Origin of the sequence: Nostoc sp., from assembly GCF_036916985.1 — a bacterium.
Lineage (GTDB): Bacteria > Cyanobacteriota > Cyanobacteriia > Cyanobacteriales > Nostocaceae > Nostoc.
Window position 1 is genome coordinate 253,959 of sequence record NZ_JBALFD010000082.1, and the last position, 22,162, is coordinate 276,120.

The 22,162-nt window shown below is 42.4% G+C and carries 7 protein-coding genes and 2 pseudogenes; 4 read left to right on the forward strand and 5 right to left on the reverse strand.

Going from position 1 to position 22,162, the window contains the following annotated elements; translation table 11 throughout:
- Positions 1-768 precede the first annotated feature (768 nt).
- The 5 genes and pseudogenes from V7L07_RS27510 to V7L07_RS27530 form a co-directional block, all read right to left on the reverse strand.
- The gene (locus V7L07_RS27510; RefSeq protein ID WP_335062175.1) at positions 769-5,076 is read right to left on the reverse strand and encodes a non-ribosomal peptide synthetase; all 4,308 of its coding nucleotides are present in this window, start codon (positions 5,074-5,076) and stop codon (positions 769-771) included.
- A pseudogene (locus V7L07_RS27515) lies at positions 5,076-8,339 on the reverse strand (non-ribosomal peptide synthetase); the annotation flags it as partial. The pseudogene V7L07_RS27515 and the gene V7L07_RS27510, both read right to left, overlap by 1 nt.
- A 77-nt stretch (positions 8,340-8,416) precedes the next feature.
- Positions 8,417-9,547 (reverse strand): acyltransferase family protein, encoded by a 1,131-nt coding sequence (locus V7L07_RS27520; RefSeq protein ID WP_335062179.1) that lies wholly within the window; start codon positions 9,545-9,547, stop codon positions 8,417-8,419.
- A 512-nt stretch (positions 9,548-10,059) separates the two neighbouring features.
- Positions 10,060-15,000 carry an aminotransferase class III-fold pyridoxal phosphate-dependent enzyme gene (locus V7L07_RS27525; RefSeq protein WP_335062181.1) on the reverse strand — a complete coding sequence of 1,647 codons (4,941 nt, stop codon included), beginning with the start codon at positions 14,998-15,000 and terminating at the stop codon, positions 10,060-10,062.
- A gap of 3 nt (positions 15,001-15,003) precedes the next feature.
- Positions 15,004-17,016 (reverse strand): annotated as a pseudogene (locus V7L07_RS27530) (non-ribosomal peptide synthetase); the annotation flags it as partial.
- A gap of 1,333 nt (positions 17,017-18,349) precedes the next feature.
- On the opposite strand from V7L07_RS27530, the gene V7L07_RS27535 reads away from it, so the two are divergent.
- The 4 genes from V7L07_RS27535 (at position 18,350) to V7L07_RS27550 (ending at position 22,160) form a co-directional block, all read left to right on the forward strand.
- A complete protein-coding gene (locus tag V7L07_RS27535) occupies positions 18,350-19,354 on the forward strand; it encodes an LLM class flavin-dependent oxidoreductase (RefSeq protein WP_335062183.1) in 1,005 nt (334 codons plus the stop codon).
- Positions 19,355-19,536: 182 nt separating this feature from the next.
- Positions 19,537-20,973 carry an MFS transporter gene (locus V7L07_RS27540; protein ID WP_335062185.1) on the forward strand — a complete coding sequence of 479 codons (1,437 nt, stop codon included), beginning with the start codon at positions 19,537-19,539 and terminating at the stop codon, positions 20,971-20,973.
- Positions 20,974-21,095: 122 nt separating this feature from the next.
- Positions 21,096-21,845 (forward strand): SDR family NAD(P)-dependent oxidoreductase, encoded by a 750-nt coding sequence (locus V7L07_RS27545; protein ID WP_335062187.1) that lies wholly within the window; start codon positions 21,096-21,098, stop codon positions 21,843-21,845.
- A gap of 87 nt (positions 21,846-21,932) precedes the next feature.
- Positions 21,933-22,160 carry a hypothetical protein gene (locus V7L07_RS27550; protein WP_335062190.1) on the forward strand — a complete coding sequence of 76 codons (228 nt, stop codon included), beginning with the start codon at positions 21,933-21,935 and terminating at the stop codon, positions 22,158-22,160.
- The last annotated feature ends 2 nt before the right edge of the window (positions 22,161-22,162 follow it).

The window sequence follows — 22,162 nt, forward strand, 5'->3', positions numbered from 1 at the left end:
GTTTAAAATCAATATTTAGTATTGCAAGTATGCAGGACGGATACTCATCATCAAACCAAGATACAGAAACGCGGCTGTTAAATTTAGGGTCGCCTATTTTTAATTTATGATAATCAACCTGAAAATATCACAGATGTTTTCCTAAGTAAATACCCTAATTAAGAATTATGTAATAAAAAAAACTTTAAATTTCTGAATGATGTTTTACATATTCCTGAATACAGGGATTGACAGTATCATTGATGGCGAAAGACAATGAACTTTCCTTGTTAAATAGTACCCATAACCGATTATGAAAGAATTCTCCATCACTTTTTTGCTAGGCTAATTTAATAAGAAAAGTAAAGGCGAAGATTTTTTGCCCCCTAAGAGGAATCAACTATTAAATTTATGAAGGAAACATAAGAACTGCCTTCAGTAAATTTACTAGTTTAATTCACATTAAGTCATTTGCATCAATACGCAAAAAAATAACCCCACCCCACAGATGGGATGAGGTTGTTCGATTTTGCTAAGTAATTACCCGATTTTAAGCAAGACAAGCTGCCACTAGTATTACCCGCAAATAAAAGGGAAAAGGTTAAAGGGGAAAGAGATGAATAGGTCGCGCCACTTGCGGGCGAGGTTTTTACCTTCCTCATAAAATTTGGATTATTTCGCTTGACTTCGGGCGAGGTTTTTACCTTTCCCCCTTCCCCTTCTTCATAAAACAACCCCATCCCGCAAGTGAGATGAGGTTGGAAGAGTTAAGTTTTTTACTTCCCTGATTTACTTCTTTCCTATGGTTTCTGCAATAATTTGATTTATGCAAGCCTTCATTGTTTCAGAGACAGATCGTACATAGGGTTCTTTAAAAATGGAATTATGAATCCCAGAAATATCATAAATATCCACTCCCCCTAATGCCAATTTACCCCAACCCATTTTGGCATCACCCTGTCGTTGTCCAACTACAAGACCATCTTCTGTTCGGAATACGGTTGCTCGACCTGAGTAAACTTGTAGAACATATTTTCTGAGCGCTTGTATGCTGGCCTCTTGCACCATGTATTTCCGGTTGGAGTAAGGTAAGGGGCGTCCGAGAATCAGGTGAAAGTGAAAGACAATCCGCCAGAGTATCTCTTTGATTTGATACTTAAGCCGCTCTGTATTTCCTTTTACCTGCTCAATAACATAATTAGATGCAGTTGTTAAAAGATTCTTCCAATGGTGAGAGGTTGGTTTTTGCAATGGCACAGATTCAATATTTCTTGAACCGTAGGTATCAAATAAAACTAGCAAATCTACTTTCTTACCTTGCATGACCAATTGCCGAGCCATCTCATAAGCAATTATACCCCCAGACGAGTATCCGCCGATCAAATAAGGCTCACAGGGCTGAATAGTCTGGATTTGTTGAATGTAGTGCGCTGCCATGTCTTCAATTCGGGTATAAGGAAGTTGCTTTCCATCTAACCCTTGTGGTTGTAGTCCATAAAATGGTTGATCTGATCCTAAATGCACTGCCAATTCACGGAAACGCAGAACTTCTCCACCCAAACCATGTACACAGAAGAAAGGAGGCTTAGAACCGTTGGGCTGAATAGCTACTAAAGATGACCAAGGAATTGATGTTTCAGACTTGACATCAGATGTTGATGCCACTGAAACCCCAACATTTGAGGATTTTTCTCGCTCAACAATATTAGCTAATTGCTCAATAGTTGGGGCTTGCAAGAGGATAGATAGAGCTAAGTTTTTGCCTACAATCTTTTCAATCTCAGAAAAAAGACGTACTGCCAGCAGTGAGTGTCCACCCAAATCAAAAAAGTTGTCTGTTATTCCAATCGGATGAACTCCTAAAACATTTTCCCAGATTTCTGTTAATTGAAGTTGTAAAGGATTTTCTGCTGTAGCAAATATTTTTCCTATTTTAGGATTAGTTAGATTAAGTGCAGCTAAGGCTTGGCGATCAACTTGACCATTAGCATTCAATGGCAAAGAATCCGCCATGACAAAGGCAGAAGGCAACAAATGCTCAGGCAACTTTTGCTGGAGAAAACTAAGTAGTTGCTCACTTCCAAAAGTCTCCCCTTCTTTAGGAACAACATAAGCAATTAAACGTTTATCCCCAGGAACATCTTCTTTGGCAATCACCACAGTTTTTTGTACGCCTGGATATTGACCTAAAATTATTTCAATTTCAGCCAAATCAATGCGAAAACTGTGGATTTTTACCTGATTGTCTAGGCGACCCAAAAACTCAATATTGCCGTCGCTTAAGTAGCGTCCTAAATCGCCACTTCTGTAAAGATATACTCCAGATTCACTGCTAAAGGGATTGGGGATAAATTTCTCAAATGTTAAGTCTGGACGGTTAAAGTAGCCTTGTGCAACACCAATACCGCTAATGTAGATTTCACCAGGAATGCCAATTGGCACTGGTTGCGATCGCTGATCGAGAATGTAGATTTTGGTATTGGCGATCGCTCTCCCTATGGGAATTTCTGACCGAGTGTTACTCCCTTCAGTGGCGGTTTCTGGATCGTAAATCGTGGCGGTTAAAGTTGTTTCTAGCGAACCATAAGCATTCAGCCAGCGTACTTGCTTGCCAACTTTTTCTACCCAAGTTAAATAGGCATTGCGTGAGACTTTTTCACCACCAACCATGACTAAGCGTAAGCTGACGGGCAAGGTTTGTGGAGATATAGCTGGCTCATTAACTAACTCATACCAAAAAGAAGTAGGTAGATTGACAACGGTAATCTGTTGTTGAGTAATGAATGGGAAAAACTGCGCCGTCGAGTTTTGTAGCTCTTGAGGCTGGATAATTGCAGTAGCACCAGCAATCCAAGTGGGGAAAAGTGATTCAATGAAAGAATCGCAACTGATACTAGATATTAGTAGTAAGCGATCGCGCTCAGTCAACTCCCAAGTTTCGCTAATGGCCAAGCTGTGGGTGACAAGATTACGGTGAGTAATGGCTATACCGTTGGGTTTTCCATCGCAGCCGGATACATACATCACACAAGCGAGAGTCTGATCTGTGATGTAATATGCTAGATTTTCTGTCTCGTGTACGGCAATACCTTCCCAATCACTATCCAAACAGATAACTTGTGCCTGCTGCTCAGAGAGTTTCTCAACCAATGAGCTTTGGGTTAACACTAAGGATATTTGGGTATCTTCTAAAATAAAAGCCAGACTATCTTGCCCAGATGTCGCAGCTATGGATACGTAAGTTCCCCCTGCTTTCAAAACACCCAACAGCCCCACAATCGCATCTAGGCAAGGCTCTACATTCAGACCAACGAGTACCCCCGATTTTACCCCTAGAGTTTGCAAATAGCGGGCTAGTTGATTTGCACGCTGGTTGAGTTCCTGATAGGTTAGTTGCTGATTTTTAAAACTTACTGCAATATTATTTGGAGTTCGTTTCGCTTGAGCCTCAAACCACTGATGGATACAAGTATTCTGGGGATAATTAGCCTGTTTGCCATGCCAATCAATCAACACTTGATGTTGTTCACCTGCTGTTAACAGGGGTAATTCAGATATCGGCAGATCGGGATTAGCAACAATACCTTCGAGTAAATTTTTGAAGTGTCCCAACATCCGCTCTATGGTACTGGCATCAAACATCTCGGCATTGTAATCAAATACCATGCCCAGTCCATTATCCTGTTCCCGCAAGACTAATGTCAGATCGTATTTGGTTTTGCCATTATAAATATAGCCAAATAAAGAAGTGATAGTCAGATCGGGTAGTTGCACTGATGCCATGCCACGACCATTAGACCAAGGAGGATTGAGGGAGAACTTTACCTGAAATAAAGACGAACTACTGCGACTTTGTTGTTCTGGTCTAAGTTCTTCAATTAACTTTTCAAAGGGTAGGTCTTGATGGCTATAAGCTTCTAAGCAATCCTTACGCACGCGATCTAACAATTGTCGGAAAGTTGGATTTCCTGCTAAGTTACCCCGCATTACAAGGGTATTAGAGAAAAATCCAATCAGCCCTTCGGTTTCTACTTGTCCGCGGCTGGCACTGGCAAAGCTGATGAGTAGGTCTTCTTGTCCAGAATAACGGTAGAGTAATAGCTCAAACACTGTCAGTAGAGTCATGAACAGGGTGACACCCCATTTTTGACTCAAGTCTGTCAGGGTATGGTTTAGGGTCTTTGGTAGCAGTAGGGCCGCGCGATCGCCTCGATAAGTTTGCACACCTTGAGGACGGGGATGATCGTAAGGTAACTTAATGATCGGTAAATTGTCTTCTAGCTTTCGCTTCCAGTAGTTTACCTGTGACTCTAAAACCTCTCCCTGGAGCCATTGATATTGCCAATTGGTAAAATCAGCATACTGCACTGGTAAGGGAGTTAAAGGAGAAGCCTTCCCAGCTGACAATGATTTATAAATGGTAGTGAAGTCTTGATAGAACACATCAGAAGAAGCTCCATCACAAACTATGCAGTGCATATTCCAGATTAGCAGATGCTCGCGATCGCTCAACTTCAGCAGCAGCACCCGCAAAATCGGCCCATTGGCTAGATCAAAAGGTTGATGAGCTTCTTTCGTTGCTAGTAGGTGAGCTTCCGCCTCTCGTTGTTCATCTGCTACTTGCTGCAAGTCAATTATTGGCAATGTCAAAGAAACATCGGTAGCAATAACTTGAGTGGGCTTTCCATTCACTGCTGGAAAAGTTGTCCGCAAAACTTCATGGCGACGGAGGACTTCTCTCAAACTTTCCTCTAAAACAGCAACATTAAGATTTCCCGTAAAACGCACCACAACGGGCATATTATTTGAGGAACTATTAGGTTCAAACTGATGGAGGAACCATATCCGTTGCTGACCGAAGGAAAGTGGCAAGTTGCCATTCCGTTCACAAGCGACAATTGGAGGAATTTGCGAACTGGCGGCTGTAGTAATTTGTTTGAGAAAGTTGATGATTTCGGCTTTTTGAGTTTTTAACTCGGTGAGCAATTCTGGTGTGAGGCTGTCTTTTGCCGCCCGATAGCGTAAGCGTTCGCCCTCTAGCCAAATTTTGACATCGCGCTGACGTAGCTCAGATAGTAGTTCATCTAATGTTTTCATAGCTCACCTTCCTCGTAATCATCAGCTGTTTCACTATCAGCAGTCTGAACACCTTGGGTGGCCCAGCGCAGAGTCTCCACTCGTTCAGCCAATTCTGCTACCGTTGGTAATTCAAATAAATTGGACATCAGAATTTCTGCTTGCAAGGCTTGACGCACTCGAGAAACCACTTGAATTCCTAGTAGAGAATATCCACCCAATTCAAAAAAGTTGTCGTAAATTCCAACCTGCTTGACATTAAGAACCTGTGTCCAGATATCTGCAATCTGCTGCTCAATGGGAGTGCGAGGCGCTACATAGTTTGCCTCCAGTTCTGGGCGGGAAGCATCTGGCTTTGGCAATGCCTTGCGATCGATTTTGCCATTGGGGGTTAACGGCATAGCTTCTAGTGCCATAAAGATTGTTGGCACCATAAAGTCAGGAAGCTGTTGTTTCAAGAATCGACGCAATTGTGAAATCACTTGCAAGCTATCTTGACCAGTTTCCGCAACTATATAACCTACTAGATTATTCTCGTTAGGAGTGTCTTCTCGAACAATTACAACAGCTTCTTTTACTTCTGGATGTTGCAGGAGTGCGGTTTCAATTTCACCTAATTCTATGCGGAAACCACGCACTTTTACCTGATAGTCGATCCGACCCAAGTATTCAATATGTCCATCTGGTAAATAGCGAGCCAAATCTCCAGTTTTGTATAAACGCGATTTCGGGTTTGCGCTGAAGGGATTAGAAATAAATTTCTCAGCAGTCAGATCGGGACGATTCAGATATCCCCTTGCTAGTCCTTCGCCACCAATATACAACTCACCTGATATACCAATAGGAACGGGTTGTAAATGGGAGTCTAAGATGTATGTCTGCGTATTAACTAGAGGGCAACCAATGTCTATTGTTTTATTTGCCGTTGTCACCTTGTAGCCTGTTGACCAAATCGTTGTTTCTGTAGGCCCGTAGAGGTTCCACAGACAAGCTCCTTTAGGTAATAATTGATTTGCTAGGTCTCTAGGTAAGGCTTCACCTGTGGAAATCATCTTGAGTTGAGGACTACCTGCCCATCCCGCTGCCAGTAATAGCCGCCAAGTCACCGGTGTCGGTTGCATAAAGGTTGCCCCAGAGGTGGTTAGCGTTTTTAACAGTTTAGTGCCATCAGCCGCAACTTCACGGCTCACCAACACTAACTTCGCACCTACAGACAGGGGGAGAAAAATTTCTGAAACAGCAATATCAAAGGATAGGCTAGTAACAGAGAGGAGAGTATCCTCAGCAGTTAAACCGGGTTCTTGAGCAACGGCATTCAAGAGATTAACAGCACTCTGATGTTGAATTTGAACGCCTTTTGGCTGACCTGTGGAGCCAGATGTATAGATGACGTAGGCTAAGTTATTGGAAGTGACGTTATGTGTAGGGTTATCTAACCCATAATCTCTGGATTGCCAGTTGCTATCAAGGCAAACAATCTCTGCTTGATGGTTTGGTAGCCCCGACTTTAGCTTCTCCTGCGTTAGTAGCACTGACACCTGAGCATCTTGCAGCATAAAAGCTAAACGTTCTTGAGGATAAGCATAATCTAATGGTACGTATGCTCCCCCGGCTTTGAGAATGCCTAAAACTCCTACAACCATTTCCAAACTGCGCTCGACACACAGACCAACTAGAACTTCTGGTCCGACTCCTAAGCTTTGAAGATAATGGGCTAGCTGATTAGCTTGCTGATTCAGTTCGCGGTAGCTAATTTGTTCGTCTTCAAAAACTACAGCGATCGCATCTGGAGTTTTCTGTACTTGAGCTTCAAACAGCTGGTGAATGCAAATATCTTGGGGATAAGCTGTTTGAGTATTGTTCCATGTTGCCAATAACTGTTGCTCAACTGCTGGCAAAATTGGCAATTTAGCAATAGTTTGATTAGGGTTAGCAACTATGCCCGATAACAAAGTTTCAAACTCTGCCATCCGGCGGCGGATAGTATCAGCATCAAATAAATTAGTGTTGTACTGACATTCTAGGATAAGTTCACCATGCGATTCCGTAGCATTGATAAACAGTTCAAAATTCTCGAATGCGCGTGGATTAGAGAAAAATTCCACCTCTAACTCGATAAAGGGAAGTTTATCGCTATCTAAGGCTTGATCGATGTTAAATATAATTGGTACTAAGGGAATGCGGCTAGAATCTCGTGGCAATAATAATTTTTTGACCAGACTACCAAAGGTAAATTGTTGGTGATCGTAGGCATCTAAGACAGCCGATCGCCGCGTTTGCAAGTAGTCGCTGAAAGATTTTTCGCCATCAATCTGGCTACGCAAGGGTAATAAATTTACACAGTGACCTACAAGATTATATTGCCCCAAAGCCGCTTGTCCGGCGGCTGGAATACCTACAACCAAGTCGTTTTGTCCTGTTAGACGGTGCAGCCAGACCTCGAATCCTCCCAGGATAGTGGTCATAAAGCTACAACCGAGTTTTGTTCCTAGTTGTTTGAGGTTGGCAACTAATTGAGGATTTAAATGCCAATCTTCGCGGGCGGCGTTAAAGGTTCTGAATGGTGGACGAGGGCGATCGCTAGGGAAATCCAGCACAGGTACAGAGTCAGCGAATTGTTGTAACCAATATTCTTCTGTGGCGATCGCTTCTGGACTATCCGCCTCTTCTTCCTGCAAAGTCGCATATTCACTTAAGTAGTCTGGTTCTTCTAATTCAGGAACAATACCCTGTTGCAAGCCAGAATAAAGTTTACCCAAATCTGGCATCAGCACTGCCCAAGACCAACCATCACAAATGATATGATGGGCTGTCAAAATAGCTAGATGCTCCTGCGGCTGCAATTTGGCAATTTTTGCCCGAAATAGAGGGCCATGTTCCAAGTCAAAAGGTTGCTCTACTTCTTGTCGCAATATACTAGCTAATTTGTCCTGATGTTCCTGTGGTTCCAGGTTAGAAAGATCAATAATAGGGATTTCAATTTGCCTAGAAGCAACAATGCAGAGTGTATTGCCATCGGTGCTAAAAGTTGTCCGCAGTGCTTCATGACGTTGTACTAATTCTTCAATCGCAGACTGGAGAACTTTGACATCAAGTTCGCCTTTTAGTCGCAGAGATTGGGACTCATTATAAGCACAATTGGCTGCATCCCCCATTTGCACAGAAGCCCAAATTTCTTTTTGTGATTCTGTGGCAGGGGCAGTTAGAAGTAATTCTCCATCTACAAATGGATCAAAATCAACCGCAGTCAATCTGGATTGGTAATCTACAGGTGATAAGCTCATAAAACTCTCTTATTTTCTCAATTTATTCAATGTGGTTAAATTTAAATTTCTCTTGGCAAACTACTGACTTTAATACATTATTTACCCATGATTGTAGATTTTAAATAATTCCGCGCTGGCACTTCTATAAATCTATATGTCAATGATGCAGTCAATAATACAATCATAAGAAATAATCCTAGAGATGTCAATGCTTGATAGTTTGTGAATGTTCTGCCAAAAACCTCATGAAAATTATAGAGCCATAATATTTTTAACAGTTCTTGAACAAACCAATGAACCATATAAATTGAGTAAGATATAGTGCCGAGATATAACATTAATTGGGAATTCAAAAATTTTGATATCACACTATTGTTGTTGAAAGATACACCTAAAATTACTAGAGAAAAAGCTGGTAAAATTAGCCAATCATGAAAGTTCTGAAAAGGATGCCAATAGTAATTCATAATCATAATTATCCAAGCTATGGCTATAATTGTTAGTAAATTAAGATTGAAATACTTTTTATAATTTCCTCTGCGATAGACTTTGTAAGTTATAATTCCAAGTACACATTCTAGACCACATCTAGCTATCGAAGGGATGCCAACAATACTATCTAAATTACCACGCGTAAAGGTAATTAGTAGTAATATGCTCAAGAGACTACAACTATAAACTATAAAATCATTTTTGTTATTTTTTAATAAAATAAATAATAAAAATGGAAATATACAGTAAATAACAAATTCTACACTAATTGACCAAGCAGGTTCATTCCAATAGGTATTACACCATAATAAAGGCGGACATCTTAAATCAAATGCTTGTAGGAGAAAAATATTTGCAAAAAGAGCAGTGAAGTTAAATTTACCGGTGAAAGCAAAAGTATTTAGTAAGAGTGTTTTTGCAATTTCTAATCCAACAAATAGAAGCAGCATGAATATATGTAGAGGATAAATTCTAGCAAATCGTGAGAATAAATATGAGCGATATTTATCTAAGCTTACTTTTGAATAAAAATTCTCTGTATAAACGTGGGTCATAATAAAACCACTCAGAATAAAGAAAAAATCAACCCACAAATATCCATTTCTAAAAAAATCACTATAGGCTGATAAAGTTGAACCGGCTTTAGGTAAAGTGCTGTAAGAGAAGTGGTGTACAACAATAATCAAGGCTGCAATACCACGTAGAGAAGTAAGAGATTTAATGTGTTTATGCATTAACATTTTTGGTTTTAGTTTTCTTAAAAATACAAAAAATTAGCTATTCTCAAGATAATGGTTTCTGGATTGGAAGTTTTGTAGGACTTTATCAAAGCCAATATGACAGTCATGAAACTTATATAATATTCAATTCATCTCTAGTTTTGAAATCTACTTAATAGTACCAATATCCTGATAGGTGGGCATTGCCCACCTACATTTGAGTTAAGGGAATGTGGCTAGAGTTCTATGAATTGATTTTGCTAGATAAAATATCTCAATGATTTAGATTTTAATTTCTACCTAGAACACCGATTCAGTATTCAGAACAATTAATAATTAGCCATTTTAGAAAACTTGGATGTTTTTCACAATCTTATTAGTAAGTTGTTTTAGCATTCTCTCAATGGATTTGAGTCTTAATCCACCAGATCGTAGGATTGTCAATTTGTTTTTCGGATGGTGCAAAGATTTTGATGCAGTCTCGCAGGGCAGACTTACCTGGTGGAGTGGGTTCCAATCCCACTGTTTCAGGAAACACTTGCGACTTGTAAATATTTCCCAGGACGGTCGATATCGGGGATATACCAGGCGGGGTTTCCTTGGGGATCTCGTCCTAATTTGGCATTAGGTTGCGGAGGACGATTGCGTAAACTGTTATTGGTAATTTCGCGGTTTGTTACTTCTATGGGCGGTGCAGACAAGAAGCCAGCAGCCTGCATTTCGGCAATAGTCTCTTTAAAAGCTGCCATTACTAAAGCCAGATCGGCTTCAGAATGAGCTGTGGTCAAGAAGCAAGGACGGTGATCCCAAATATGTACTCCTTTATCCCGTAGCAAGTAATACAGCAAATCTCCGTAGGGGAACTCTGGTAAAGGCTTCACCATGAAAAGGGAGCCGAAATTATAGACTGTGAACGGTGCTTGAACTTGCTGGAAATAACCCATCAGTTCTGCTACAAACTTATCGGTTCTTGCGTTGAGATTTTGCTGCAAGCTGGGGCCACTTTGTTTTAAATGTTGAAGTACTGCTTTGGCGGCTGCTAGTGCTAGAGGATGGCGGACAAAGGTGCCGGCAAAGTAAGTCACGCCTACCTCTGGAACGGAGTCATCCCCAAACTGCCAAAACCCACCATCTAGAGCATCCATATATTGTGATTTGCCAGCAATGACTCCAATTGGTAGCCCACCGCCCACAATCTTGCCATAGGTTGCGATATCAGCCTTTATACCGAAATGTGCCTGAGCGCCACCTTGATGAATTCTGAATCCGGTAACAATTTCATCGAAAATCAGAGCAATACCAGCTTTTTCAGTAAAATCACGCAATTGGTGAAGGAATTCCTTGGGTTGGTATTCAGGGCGACGGCTTTGCACAGATTCCACCATTACTGCTGCTAACTCATCAGCCCGATCTTGGAGGATTTCTAGAGACTCAGGCGAACCATACTCTAACACCAAAATGTTCTCTACCATTTCGGGTGGGATACCAGGAGCCGCTGGAATTGACCGGAGTTTCTTTGTACCCCGAACAATTACTTCATCCAAAATACCGTGATAAGCTCCAGAAAAGATGGCGATTAAGTTACGCCCTGTGATGGTGCGTACCATCCGCATCGCTCCTAGAACTGCTTCCGAACCTGTGTTGCAAAAAGCTACTCGGTCAAAGTTTGTCACCTCACACATTAGCCGCGCCACTTCTCCAACTAAGGGAGTTTGCGGCCCAATTTCCATGCCAAGTTTCAGTTGTGCTTCAATTGCTTCAGTAATAAAAGGTGGCGACCAACCAAATAAATTCAAGCCAAAGCCGTTGCTTAAATCGACATATTCATTGCCATCAACATCCCAAAGTTTAGAACCTGATGAACGAGATGCCACGATGGGATAAACCATCTCTTTCATCGTCGGGTTAAAGCCAGAAACAGTTCTTGGATCTGCTAAATAAGGGCGATGAGATTGAGTAAATTCTTTGGATTTTTGAGTCCGTTGTGTATATCTTTGGATAATTTTGTCTAGATGAGTGCGTTGTTGCGCTGTCAGAGTTTTAGTCTGGGTCTTTTCAATTCGAGCTGCCGCACCAAATGGCTTTTTAGCACCATTTGACTCTGTGTCTACCGATGCTGATTCTTTGCTGGTTTGGGTTGGGGGGATAGATACAGCATTTTCTGGCTTGATATGATTATTTTGAGATGTTGCCGCAGGTACAATTGGGATTGTTATAGATTGACTGTTGTTACCCAATAGTGCCAATTGCTGGCTCATAATTTGTAGCTGCTGATTAATAATATTTTCTAAGACACTAGAAGATGCAGCAGGTTGAGGAGAAATCTGAGGCGCAGATCCATTTGTATGAACTTCATGCACTACTAAAGTGGGTGATGTGGTTGCAGGTAATGGCAATGGTGTTTCTGGAATGGGGTTTGCAACGGTTTCTGTTAATCCTAGTGCAGATAAAACTTCGGGAGACAAGCCTTGATTGATTAAGTCAGCTAGCGTTCCTAAATTTGGGCAAATTTCTAGTAAATGTCTAAGTGTGACTTTGACTTTAAATTTTTTCTTCAAAGCTAGCCCGACTTGTGTCAGAGATAAGGAATCTAATCCCATTTCTAAAAATGTTATCGAGTCGTCAACACTAGCGATTTCCAATCCTGAAGTTTCTTCGATAGTTTCTTTGAGCAGGGGAATAAGCTTTTGCTGAGGGAATGTTGTCATAGTTTGGGTCTTTTCTAATAATTGGGGATTTAAAAGTTTGGGAGTTGCTGCACGATTGGGATGAGGTGGAGGATCAATCCAGAAGCGTTGACGTTCAAAGGGATAAGTAGGTAGAGGAATTCGTTGTCGCGTTTCTCTTTGATAGAAATTACCCCAGTCAATAGATACTCCTGATAACCACAGTTGTCCTACTGCCTTGAGTAATGCTGTCCATTCGGCTTCGTTCTCAGCGTTATCACTTAGAGAAGCAACCGCAATCTGTTGTTTGATATCTTTTGCTTGTTGGCGGGCTAAGGTCGTAGTTGTGATTCTTGGCCCCACTTCTAACAGTACGCGCTCTGGCTGCTGCCATAGAGTTTGTACGCCCTCCGCAAATCGCACAGTCTGACGTAAATGTATAGCCCAATACATCGGATCGGTTGCTTGCTGGGCTGTGATCCAGTCGGCGGTAACTGTGGAAACAAAGGGAATTTGGGGTGGTGATAATTTAACCTTCCCAACTAACTCTGCAAAGGGAGCAATGATGTTATCCATCATTGGTGAGTGGAAAGCGTGGGAAGTGTGTAAATGGCGACAGACAATTTCTTCGCTTTCTAATTGTTTTTGCAGAGACGCGATCGCCTCTGTGGGTCCAGAAACTACACACAGGGAAGGGCCATTAATTGCGGCGATCGCCAGTTCTGCACTCAATCGCGGCTCTACCTCTTTGGCTGGTAGGCGCACTGAAAGCATTGCCCCTGCTGGTAACTCCCACATTAAGCGACCGCGAGTTGCCACCAACATCAACGCATCTTCTAAGGTGAATACACCCGCGATACAGGCGGCGACAAATTCGCCAATACTGTGGCCAATCATGGCTTGGGGCTTGACTCCCCAACTTTGCCAAAGTTGCGCTAAAGCATATTCAATGACAAATAATGCTGGTTGGGTAAAGCAGGTTTGCCGCAGGGAAATAGCCGCAGTTTCGCGTAGGCGTAGCCCGCCGTAGGCATCGCCCGACGCGGGATAGATAATTTCTCGTAAATCCCTGCTCAGTAAAGGTTTAAGGATTTCAGCACATTCATCTACTACCTCCTGAAACACAGGTTCGCGGTTGTAGAGATTCAGTCCCATGTCCACATATTGCGATCCTTGTCCGGGGAACATGAAGACAACGGCTGGATTGCGGATTTCTAGATGACGGGTATTTACTTGATTTGGATCTAAAGATTGGAGGGCTGCGATCGCATCTGTGATATCGTGACAAACTATACTGCGTCGGTAGTTGAAAGCTTTGCGCCCTCGTTGTAGAGTATAAGCTACATCGGCTAAGTTAATTTCAGCATTGTACTGGAGATGTTGCTGTAAATTTGCGGTTGCAGCCTCTAAAGCTTTACTAGTTTTTGCCGAGAGCAACAATAGCTGCTGTGGACGCGAAGCACCTGAACTTTGGATTTGTGGCGCTTCTTCTAGCACAATATGAGCATTAGTCCCGCCGACACCAAAAGAACTTACACCGGCTCGTCGCGGAGTTTCACCTTCTGACCATTCAGCTAGTTGGGTATTTACATAGAAGGGGCTGTTGGCAAAGTCAATCTTGGGATTGGGAGCCTCAAAATTTAAACTAGGGGGAATCTTTTTATAATGCAAAGCGAGAGCGGTTTTAATTAATCCTGCTACCCCAGCCGCCGCAACTAAATGTCCGACATTGCTTTTAAGAGAGCCAATTGCACAAAATTGTTTAGCATCTGTATGTACACGAAATGCTTGGGTTAGTGCTTCAATTTCAATCGGGTCGCCTAAAGGTGTAGCTGTACCGTGAGCTTCAATATAAGAGATAGTTTCTGGGTGAAAGTTGGCATCAGCTTGCGCCATTGCAATGGCCTCTGCTTGTCCATCGACACTGGGAGCCGTAAAACTCACCTTATCAGAACCGTCATTATTGATACCAGAACCTCGAATGACAGCATAGATGCGATCGCCATCATTGAGTGCATCTTCTAAACGTTTGAGGACAACCAGTCCTGCGCCATTGTTGAACATTGTGCCCTGAGCGCTGGCATCAAAGGGACGACAATGCCCATCCCCAGAGAGCATACCGCCTTCTTGAGCCACGTAACCGCTGTTTTGAGGTGTAGTCATAGATACACCACCAGACAAAGCCAAATCACACTGATAACTGGTTAAGGCTTGGCAAGCCTGAATGACTGCTACTAAAGAAGTGGAACAGGCTGTATTGACGCTGACAGCTGGGCCTTTGAGGTTGAGTTTGTAAGCAGCACGAGTGGTTAAAAAGTCTTTTTCATTAGCTAACATCGTTTGGAACTCACCGATGCGATCGACAATTTCCATACGACCAGCAATGTGATTAGCAAAATAAGTATTTTGACCACAACCAGCGTACAAACCAATCAAACCCTCAAAAGATTCTGATTGATAACCAGCATTTTCTAGAGCTTCATAAACCAACTCCAGAAAAACTCTCGCCTGTGGGTCCATAACCACAGCTTCCAGGGGATTAATGCCAAAGAATGCAGCATCAAAGGTTTCTCCCCCAGAAATGATTCCTCTAGCTTTTATGTAGCTAGGATCTTTGCAAAGGTTTGGGTCAATACTAGGATCTAGTTCCTCATCTTGAAAAAAAGTCGTTGACTCTAATCCCTCACACAGATTGCGCCACAACTCATCGACATTTCCAGCGCCAGGAAATCTTCCTACCATGCCAATAATGGCAACACCATCAATAGGATCTTGGTTCTCGGATGCTTGCATATTTACCATTGCTTAAACACCTTGTTGATGATTACGGCGACGAGTACGAGCAGCTTGTTGACGTTGGGCGCGATTTTGCAGCTTGTCAGAAGACGGTTGGCTATTCTGGTTTGAATCCAAATATTTTGCTAAAGAGCCAATCGTTGAATACTGAAATAGCTTCACAGTCGGTAGCTGAATCCCAAGTTCTTTTTGTACTCGCACAGCAACTTGCAGAATTGAGATTGAAGTTCCTCCCAAATCAAAGAAATTATCGTCAATTCCAATGCGATCGATTTTGAGCAAATCGGACAAAATACCCGCCAGCAGAAGCTCTAAATCGGTTTGGGGAGAAATATACGCTTGTTCTAGTTGCGGACGTTCTCTACTTGGTGCTGGTAATTTCTGTCTATCTAATTTGCCATTTACAGTCAAAGGCATTGATTCTAATAACACAAAAGCTGATGGCAGCATGTGACTAGGTAATCGCTGCTCTAAAAAGCTACGCAATTGATTGGACGTATAGCTACTGTTTTGATGAGGAACAACATAAGCAACTAACTGCTTTTCGCCTGTTTCTTCTTGACGAGCGAGAACGACAGTTTCGCGAACTTCAGGATGTTGAGCAATTTCTCTTTCAATTTCGCCTAGTTCAATTCGGAAGCCACGAATCTTCACCTGATGGTCAATGCGACCGAGATATTCTATGTCTCCATTGGGTAGATATCTTGCTAAATCACCTGTTTTATAAAGCCGCGCCTTTGGATCGTTACTTAAGGGGTTAGCAATAAAAGCTTTCGCAGTCAAATCGGGACGATTGAGATAGCCACGAGCTAAACCTGCACCTCCCACATACATTTCACCAGGAACACCAACAGTAACTAATTGTTTATGCTCATCTAGCAGATACAATTGCAAGTCAGGAATTGGACAACCAATCACACTCCCTGCTCCTGGACTCAAGTCATCTTCTGTAATTGGACGATAGGTAACATGAACGGTAGTTTCTGTAATACCGTACATATTCACCAACCTTGGAGACTCATACCCGTGACGAGTAAACCAAGGCTTTAAGCTTTGAATTTCTAATGCTTCCCCACCAAAGATTACCCAACGTAGAGTTAAGTTTCCAGAATCAGCAATTGTCTGTTCTGTGTGGATTAATTGTTGAAAAGCTGAAGGAGTTTGATTGAGAACTGTAACTTTTTCTTTGCAGAGTAATTCATAGAAGGCTTCGGGAGAACGGCTAAGTAAATATGGTACTACAACTAACCGTCCGCCATAAATTAATGCACCCCAAATTTCCCACACAGAAAAGTCAAAGGCAAAGGAGTGAAACAGCGTCCATACATCCTGTTGGTTAAAGTTATACCAGTGTTCAGTAGCTTTAAATAAGCGGACAATATTGGAGTGATTAATTAATACACCTTTGGGCTTACCTGTAGAGCCTGAAGTATAAATTATGTAAGCTAAATTTTCAGAGGTTACTGAACTCGCGGGGTTTTCTGAACTGTATTGAGATAAGATTTCTCTCTCAGAATCAAGGCATAAAACTTGAATATGGTTTTGAGGAAGATTATTTAATAAGTGCTTTTGTGTTAGCAATACTGAAACTTGAGCATCTTCTAAGATAAAAGCGAGGCGATCAACTGGATAATTTGGATCAAGTGGCGCATAGGCTCCACCCGCCTTGATAATACCTAACAATCCCACTATCATTTCTAAAGAGCGTTCTACACAGATGCCAACGAGGATATCAGGCCCTACACCTAAATTTTGTAAGTATTGTGCTAGTTGATTGGCTTTGATATTCAACTCACGGTAGGTTAACTGTTGCTCTTCAAACACCACCGCTACAGCCTCAGGTGTCAGTTCTACTTGTGCTTCAAACAAGTGATGAATACACGCTTGCTTAGGATAATCAGTTTGAGCATGATTACACTCGTCCAGTAGGTGTTTTTCAGATTCTTTCAAGATAGATAATGCTAAATTATCTTGTTCTAAGTTATTTACTGATAATGATGTTTGAGGCTGATTTGCTAGCATTTGATTTTTATGTTTAGCCAATTTGAAATTGTATTATAAAGATGAATTACACAACAAATTATGCTGCAATCTTACAACGTTTGTATTAAAGGGCACTGACTCTAATATTTAGTTATCCTATTCTGACCTATTTCCTCAAAATCGTAGTTATTTTCAATACATCTTCATTGAAAATTAAAAAATTAGAGATGTTTGCAATGGGAGTATTAACTGTACGTATGCTTATTTTGAGAGAATAAAAAGAATTAATACCTTGAGGGTCAAGAAAGAGAGTGATTTTCAGCCGTTGCGTCTGCAAATTGCATCACAAGCATAATTAGGCAAAACCTGTAAATCCTCTCCCTTGCTTCCTGCTCCCCTGCCGCCTCAATGTGCAAACTATAATCACAACAGTTTACCAAGCCCCGTTGGGGCGGGTGTAGGGGTGTAGGGAAAAAGACGCTTCCCTAACAACCCCTCTCTTTAAAAATACAGTCCGAGCGATCGCCACTCAAATTGGAGCAATTTTATTCTTTCATTAACGCACCCTACGAAAGCTGCTATGCACTCAGCAATGATATGGTTAATGTCAGGTAAAAAAAGCACATCTAATTAAGATATGTAAAATCACTGGATTAAATCTAAAGCAGCATTGTATTCCCACTTTGGATATTATTCAGTATATGTACATGAAATCATTTGGGTGCGGCTCTTTTGAAAAGACACTTTTTGTCTGTCCATAAAGCCTAAAGTTATTGTGGAGCAGTAATTACAGGCTTTAAGTATTCTCAAAATACAGTTCAAATTTCAAAAATAGAAACATAATTTTTTGTAGCATAATATACACACTGAAAGCCTGTTTTTAGGTTTGATTTATCTGCGATCGCTTAATTTTGCGTATTTAGCCTAGAGAGTAGAAAATTAGATATAGAGCAGATTAGAATCATGTAGTACAAATGTAGTTTATCGTCTTCCTAAAAGAGCCGCACCCATTTGATTATCGATCCCCTCAATGACATCTTGCTCAGTCCTGCTTCCTATTGGGAAATTGCTATCAAAGTTAGTATTGGTAAATAAATTGGCTCAGGCGATTGTTATCGAATTATCATCGTTACTCAAACAAAGTGCGTAGGCGTAGCGCGTCGTAGACATCGCTCTGCAACGTGGTTTTCCTCTAGAGCTTGCTTCTTAGAGTTGTCTATGATAGTTTGCTAACTAGTATAAAGCACAGTAGCTCTATCAACTTATCGTAGTATAGTGAACAGTGTCGTTGATATAGCTGAAGGAGTGCGCTCAGGACTCAGCACTCAGTACTGAATAGGGTAAACCCAACTATTTGCAGAGGGTAATCATAATGCAGATTGGACTGTTCCACCAAATGTGGGCTACTCCTAATATTGAAGACCAGGAATTTTTTGCTCAGACGATCGCTGATGTGCAATTAGCTGAAACACTGGGTTTTGAATCCTGCTCTTTTGGAGAGCATCATTTTATCAGAGAACGGCCTTTTTATGGTCGATTACCAGTTCCAGAAGTGTTCATTGCTAGGCTAGCAGGGGAAACGACCCGAATTAAACTTGGCACAGCAATTAAAATTCTCACCTTAGAAAGTCCACTACGTTTTGCAGAATCCGTATCTTTGCTGGATCTACTAACTAATGGCAGAGTGATGTTTGGACTAGGCCACGGAAGTCCTGCTGATATGGAACATACTGGCTTCAGCCAAGAAGAAAAACATCAAATCTTTCGTGAGCAACTTCTAGAAGTCTTAGACTACCTTTCACCCCAGCGACAAGGCTCCCAAATTACACCACTACCCCGCCAAGGGTTAGGAAAATTGTTTTGGTTAGGAGTACGCGATCGCGAAACCATAGTCTTAGCTGCTAAACTTGGTCTTAATCTATTAGTCGGACAAGGGGAAGGAGCATCTGCTCAAAACATCTATAGCGATATCTATCGACAAGCCGGTGGGACTGGAGCATTGCGAGGATTTAGGCTAGTGTACGTTGCCCAGACAGATGCCGAAGCTCAAAAGACAGTTGCCTCATCAGCCGAAGTATTCTTCAGCCTCAGAGAAAAGTTACCAGCATACACAGAAGCACAGCGTCAAGGACGCATCCCCCCAGGACCGCCAAAAGACTTAGCAGATATGTTGAAGCGCATTAATTACATTGTCGGTTCCCCCGAAACTGTTGCCGCACAACTTAATGAGTATGTTAGAGCCACTCACATAGACCGCTTGGGGATCAAGATTCATCTGCCAGGACTGGCGAATGAACATATCAGGCGAACAATGAAATTATTTGCCCAAGAGGTTGCCCCCAAAGTGCAGTTATTAAAACAACCACAGGCAGTCTAAGCAATTCAAAATTCCCAATAAATCAAACTATAGTAGTCATCCTGGCTCTTGAATCAATACTTTCTTCAGCAAGGACAAGCTGAACTTTAGTTTTCTGAACTTGGTAGTAAGGACATCACTTTACAATGAATATACGTATGCAAACTATTCATAAACGTAAAATCAAAGGCGGAGGCTAAACGTTGGCACAATTCCAAGCAGAACCTCTGGCTTTATCAGGCTCTCAAAAAAATTGGGTCTTACTCGGTGTCGGACTTGGGGTGTTCATGTCTACCCTAGATGTGGGCATCATCAATGTTGCTTTACCCACATTGGTACAAGCCTTTGGCACGAGTTTCCCTACGACTCAATGGGCTGTATTGAGTTACCAGTTGGTCAGTTCCGGTTTAGTTTTGGGAGCAACGCGTTTGGGGGATATGTGGGGCAAGAAATCCTTATACCAGGGGGGACTTGTTCTGTTCACTTTCAGTTCGCTGTTGTGTGGTTTTGCACCTAGTATTGAGTGGTTGATTGGCTTTCGGGCACTTCAAGGACTAGGTGCTGTGTTTATATCTGGGCTTGGTTTGGCAATCATCACAGAAGTTTTTCCCTCTTCCGAACGAGGTCGGGCTGTTGGCGTCATCGGTAGTGTAGTGTCACTGGGAATTGCTTTTGGCCCTTCTGCTGGTGGACTGCTCTTGAGCTTGTCAGGCTGGCATAGTATATTCTTCATCAATATACCGCTAGGAATCATCGCTAGTTTCTTAATAGTTCGCGTGGTGCCACCTTCTGGACGCGTTGAGGGTAAACAGAAATTTGACTTTTTTGGAGCCATATTGGCTTTATTGACCCTCGGTAGTTTTGGGTTGGGTATGACGCAAGGGCAAAGCCAGGGCTTTAGCAGTACTAATGCCTTGGTATTATTAGCGATCGCAACTCTAAGTTTCACGACTTTTTTAGTAGTTGAAGCGATCGTAGAGCAGCCACTACTAGAACTGCACTTGTTTCGCAATCTTCAGTTGAGTATGGGTTTGCTGAGTGGCTGGCTAGCCTTTACTGTTATTGGTGGTTCGCTACTCATCGTCCCTTTCTTTCTGGAGGGAGTTAAGCAATATCCGACGATAAAAGTGGGGCTACTACTAGCCGTATCACCTGTACTTAGTGGATTAATTGCCCCCTTGGCTGGAACACTTTCAGACCGCTTTGGTGCTAGATTGATCAGTTCAATTGGGCTGGGGCTGATGATTGGCGGCTGTCTGGGGATCAGCACCTTTGATGCTCAAATTACTGAGCTAGGCTATGTATCGCGCTATTTTATTTACGGCATTGGACTCGGTTTATTCCAATCGCCTAACAATAGCACTGTTATGGGATCAGTACCAAGGGAACGACTAGGGATTGCTTCTGGGTTGCTGTCTTTGTCACGTACCTCAGGAAACACCGTAGGAGTTTCTCTGATCGGGGCAGTATTTGGAGCCTTGATCGCTAGTATGTCTGCGGGTGCAGATGTCTCTGTTGCCCCTCCTGATGCGATCGTTGCAGGGTTCCAAGGGACTTTTCGCTTCGCAGCCATAATACTGAGTGTGGCGGCAGTTGCATCTGTTTTGAGGATCAGTAAAAGACGGGGTGCAGGGGAGTAGGGAAGAGGCAAGGGAGCAGGGAGCAGGGAGAAGAATTTTCCCCTCCGCCCCCCGCACCCTGCCCCTCTGCATTAATGCCCAATGCCCGATTATCACTTATCAATTATTAAGGAGTTAGATAAATGACAGGTAAATTAGAAGGAAAAGTAGCAATTATCACTGGGGCTTCAGCAGGAATTGGAGAAGCAACGGCGATCGCTTTGGCTTCAGTTGGAGCAACAGTAGTACTCGCGGCTAGACGTGGCGATCGCATTCAGGCGTTAGCAGAACGGATCGAAGCTAGTGGTGGTAAGGCATTGCCCATTGTTACAGATGTGACTGATGAAACCCAGGTAAATAACTTAGTGTCCAAGGCAAATGCCGAATTGGGAAGGGTTGATATCCTTGTTAACAATGCAGGGATTGCCTTACTCGGCACTATTGAAGCTGGAAATAGCTCAGACTGGCGGCGATCCTTTGACCTCAACGTGTTAGGATTGCTATATGCTACTCATGCTGTTTTGCCTTTGTTGAAGGCGCAAAAATCGGGGCATATAGTTAATATTTCCTCAGTGGCCGGGCGGACAGCGCGGGCGGGCATTGGTGTTTACAATGCTACCAAATGGGGTGTTAATGCCCTATCTGAAGCATTGCGCCAAGAAGTCCACAAAGACAACATTCGCGTCACCATCATCGAACCTGGTTTGGTGGATACGGAAATTGACAACCAAATTACCGATCCTGTTGCCAAACAACGGATTCAAGAACGACGCAAGTCAATTCAACCTCTGCAAAGCGAAGATATTGCTGCTGCGATCGTTTACGCCCTGACGCAACCACCACACGTTAATGTCAACGAAATTCTCATCAGACCAACAGGACAAGAACACTAACGCCTCCTAACATACTCTACTGGGGTGGCAAGCAAAAAAATTGTGCATTAGACGTAGGTTGGGTGGAGCGGAGCGCAACCCAACATCATGATATATGTTGGCTTTGGCAAAGCCTCCAACGCCACTTGCTACAACGCTCTTAACCCGCGCAACGCAGTGACTCCCCAACCTACAATTTTTTGCAACATTTTAGCCTTGCCATGCCACTACGAGTGCGATCGCAATTATAAAGCGATCGCACCAACCCTACAGGCGATCGCTTATTGTGAGATGAAGTCTACTAAACACTCTTCTCTAAGTATTGAAAAATTGTAGTT

What these genes read in the sequence shown, in the direction of transcription:
- V7L07_RS27510 (WP_335062175.1), bottom strand. Translation starts at nt 5,076, where the DNA reads ATGAAAACATTAGATGAACTACTATCTGAGCTACGTCAGCGCGATGTC.
- V7L07_RS27520 (WP_335062179.1), bottom strand. Translation starts at nt 9,547, where the DNA reads ATGCATAAACACATTAAATCTCTTACTTCTCTACGTGGTATTGCAGCC.
- V7L07_RS27525 (WP_335062181.1), bottom strand. Translation starts at nt 15,000, where the DNA reads ATGGTAAATATGCAAGCATCCGAGAACCAAGATCCTATTGATGGTGTT.
- V7L07_RS27535 (WP_335062183.1), top strand. Translation starts at nt 18,350, where the DNA reads ATGCAGATTGGACTGTTCCACCAAATGTGGGCTACTCCTAATATTGAA.
- V7L07_RS27545 (WP_335062187.1), top strand. Translation starts at nt 21,096, where the DNA reads ATGACAGGTAAATTAGAAGGAAAAGTAGCAATTATCACTGGGGCTTCA.
- V7L07_RS27550 (WP_335062190.1), top strand. Translation starts at nt 21,933, where the DNA reads ATGATATATGTTGGCTTTGGCAAAGCCTCCAACGCCACTTGCTACAAC.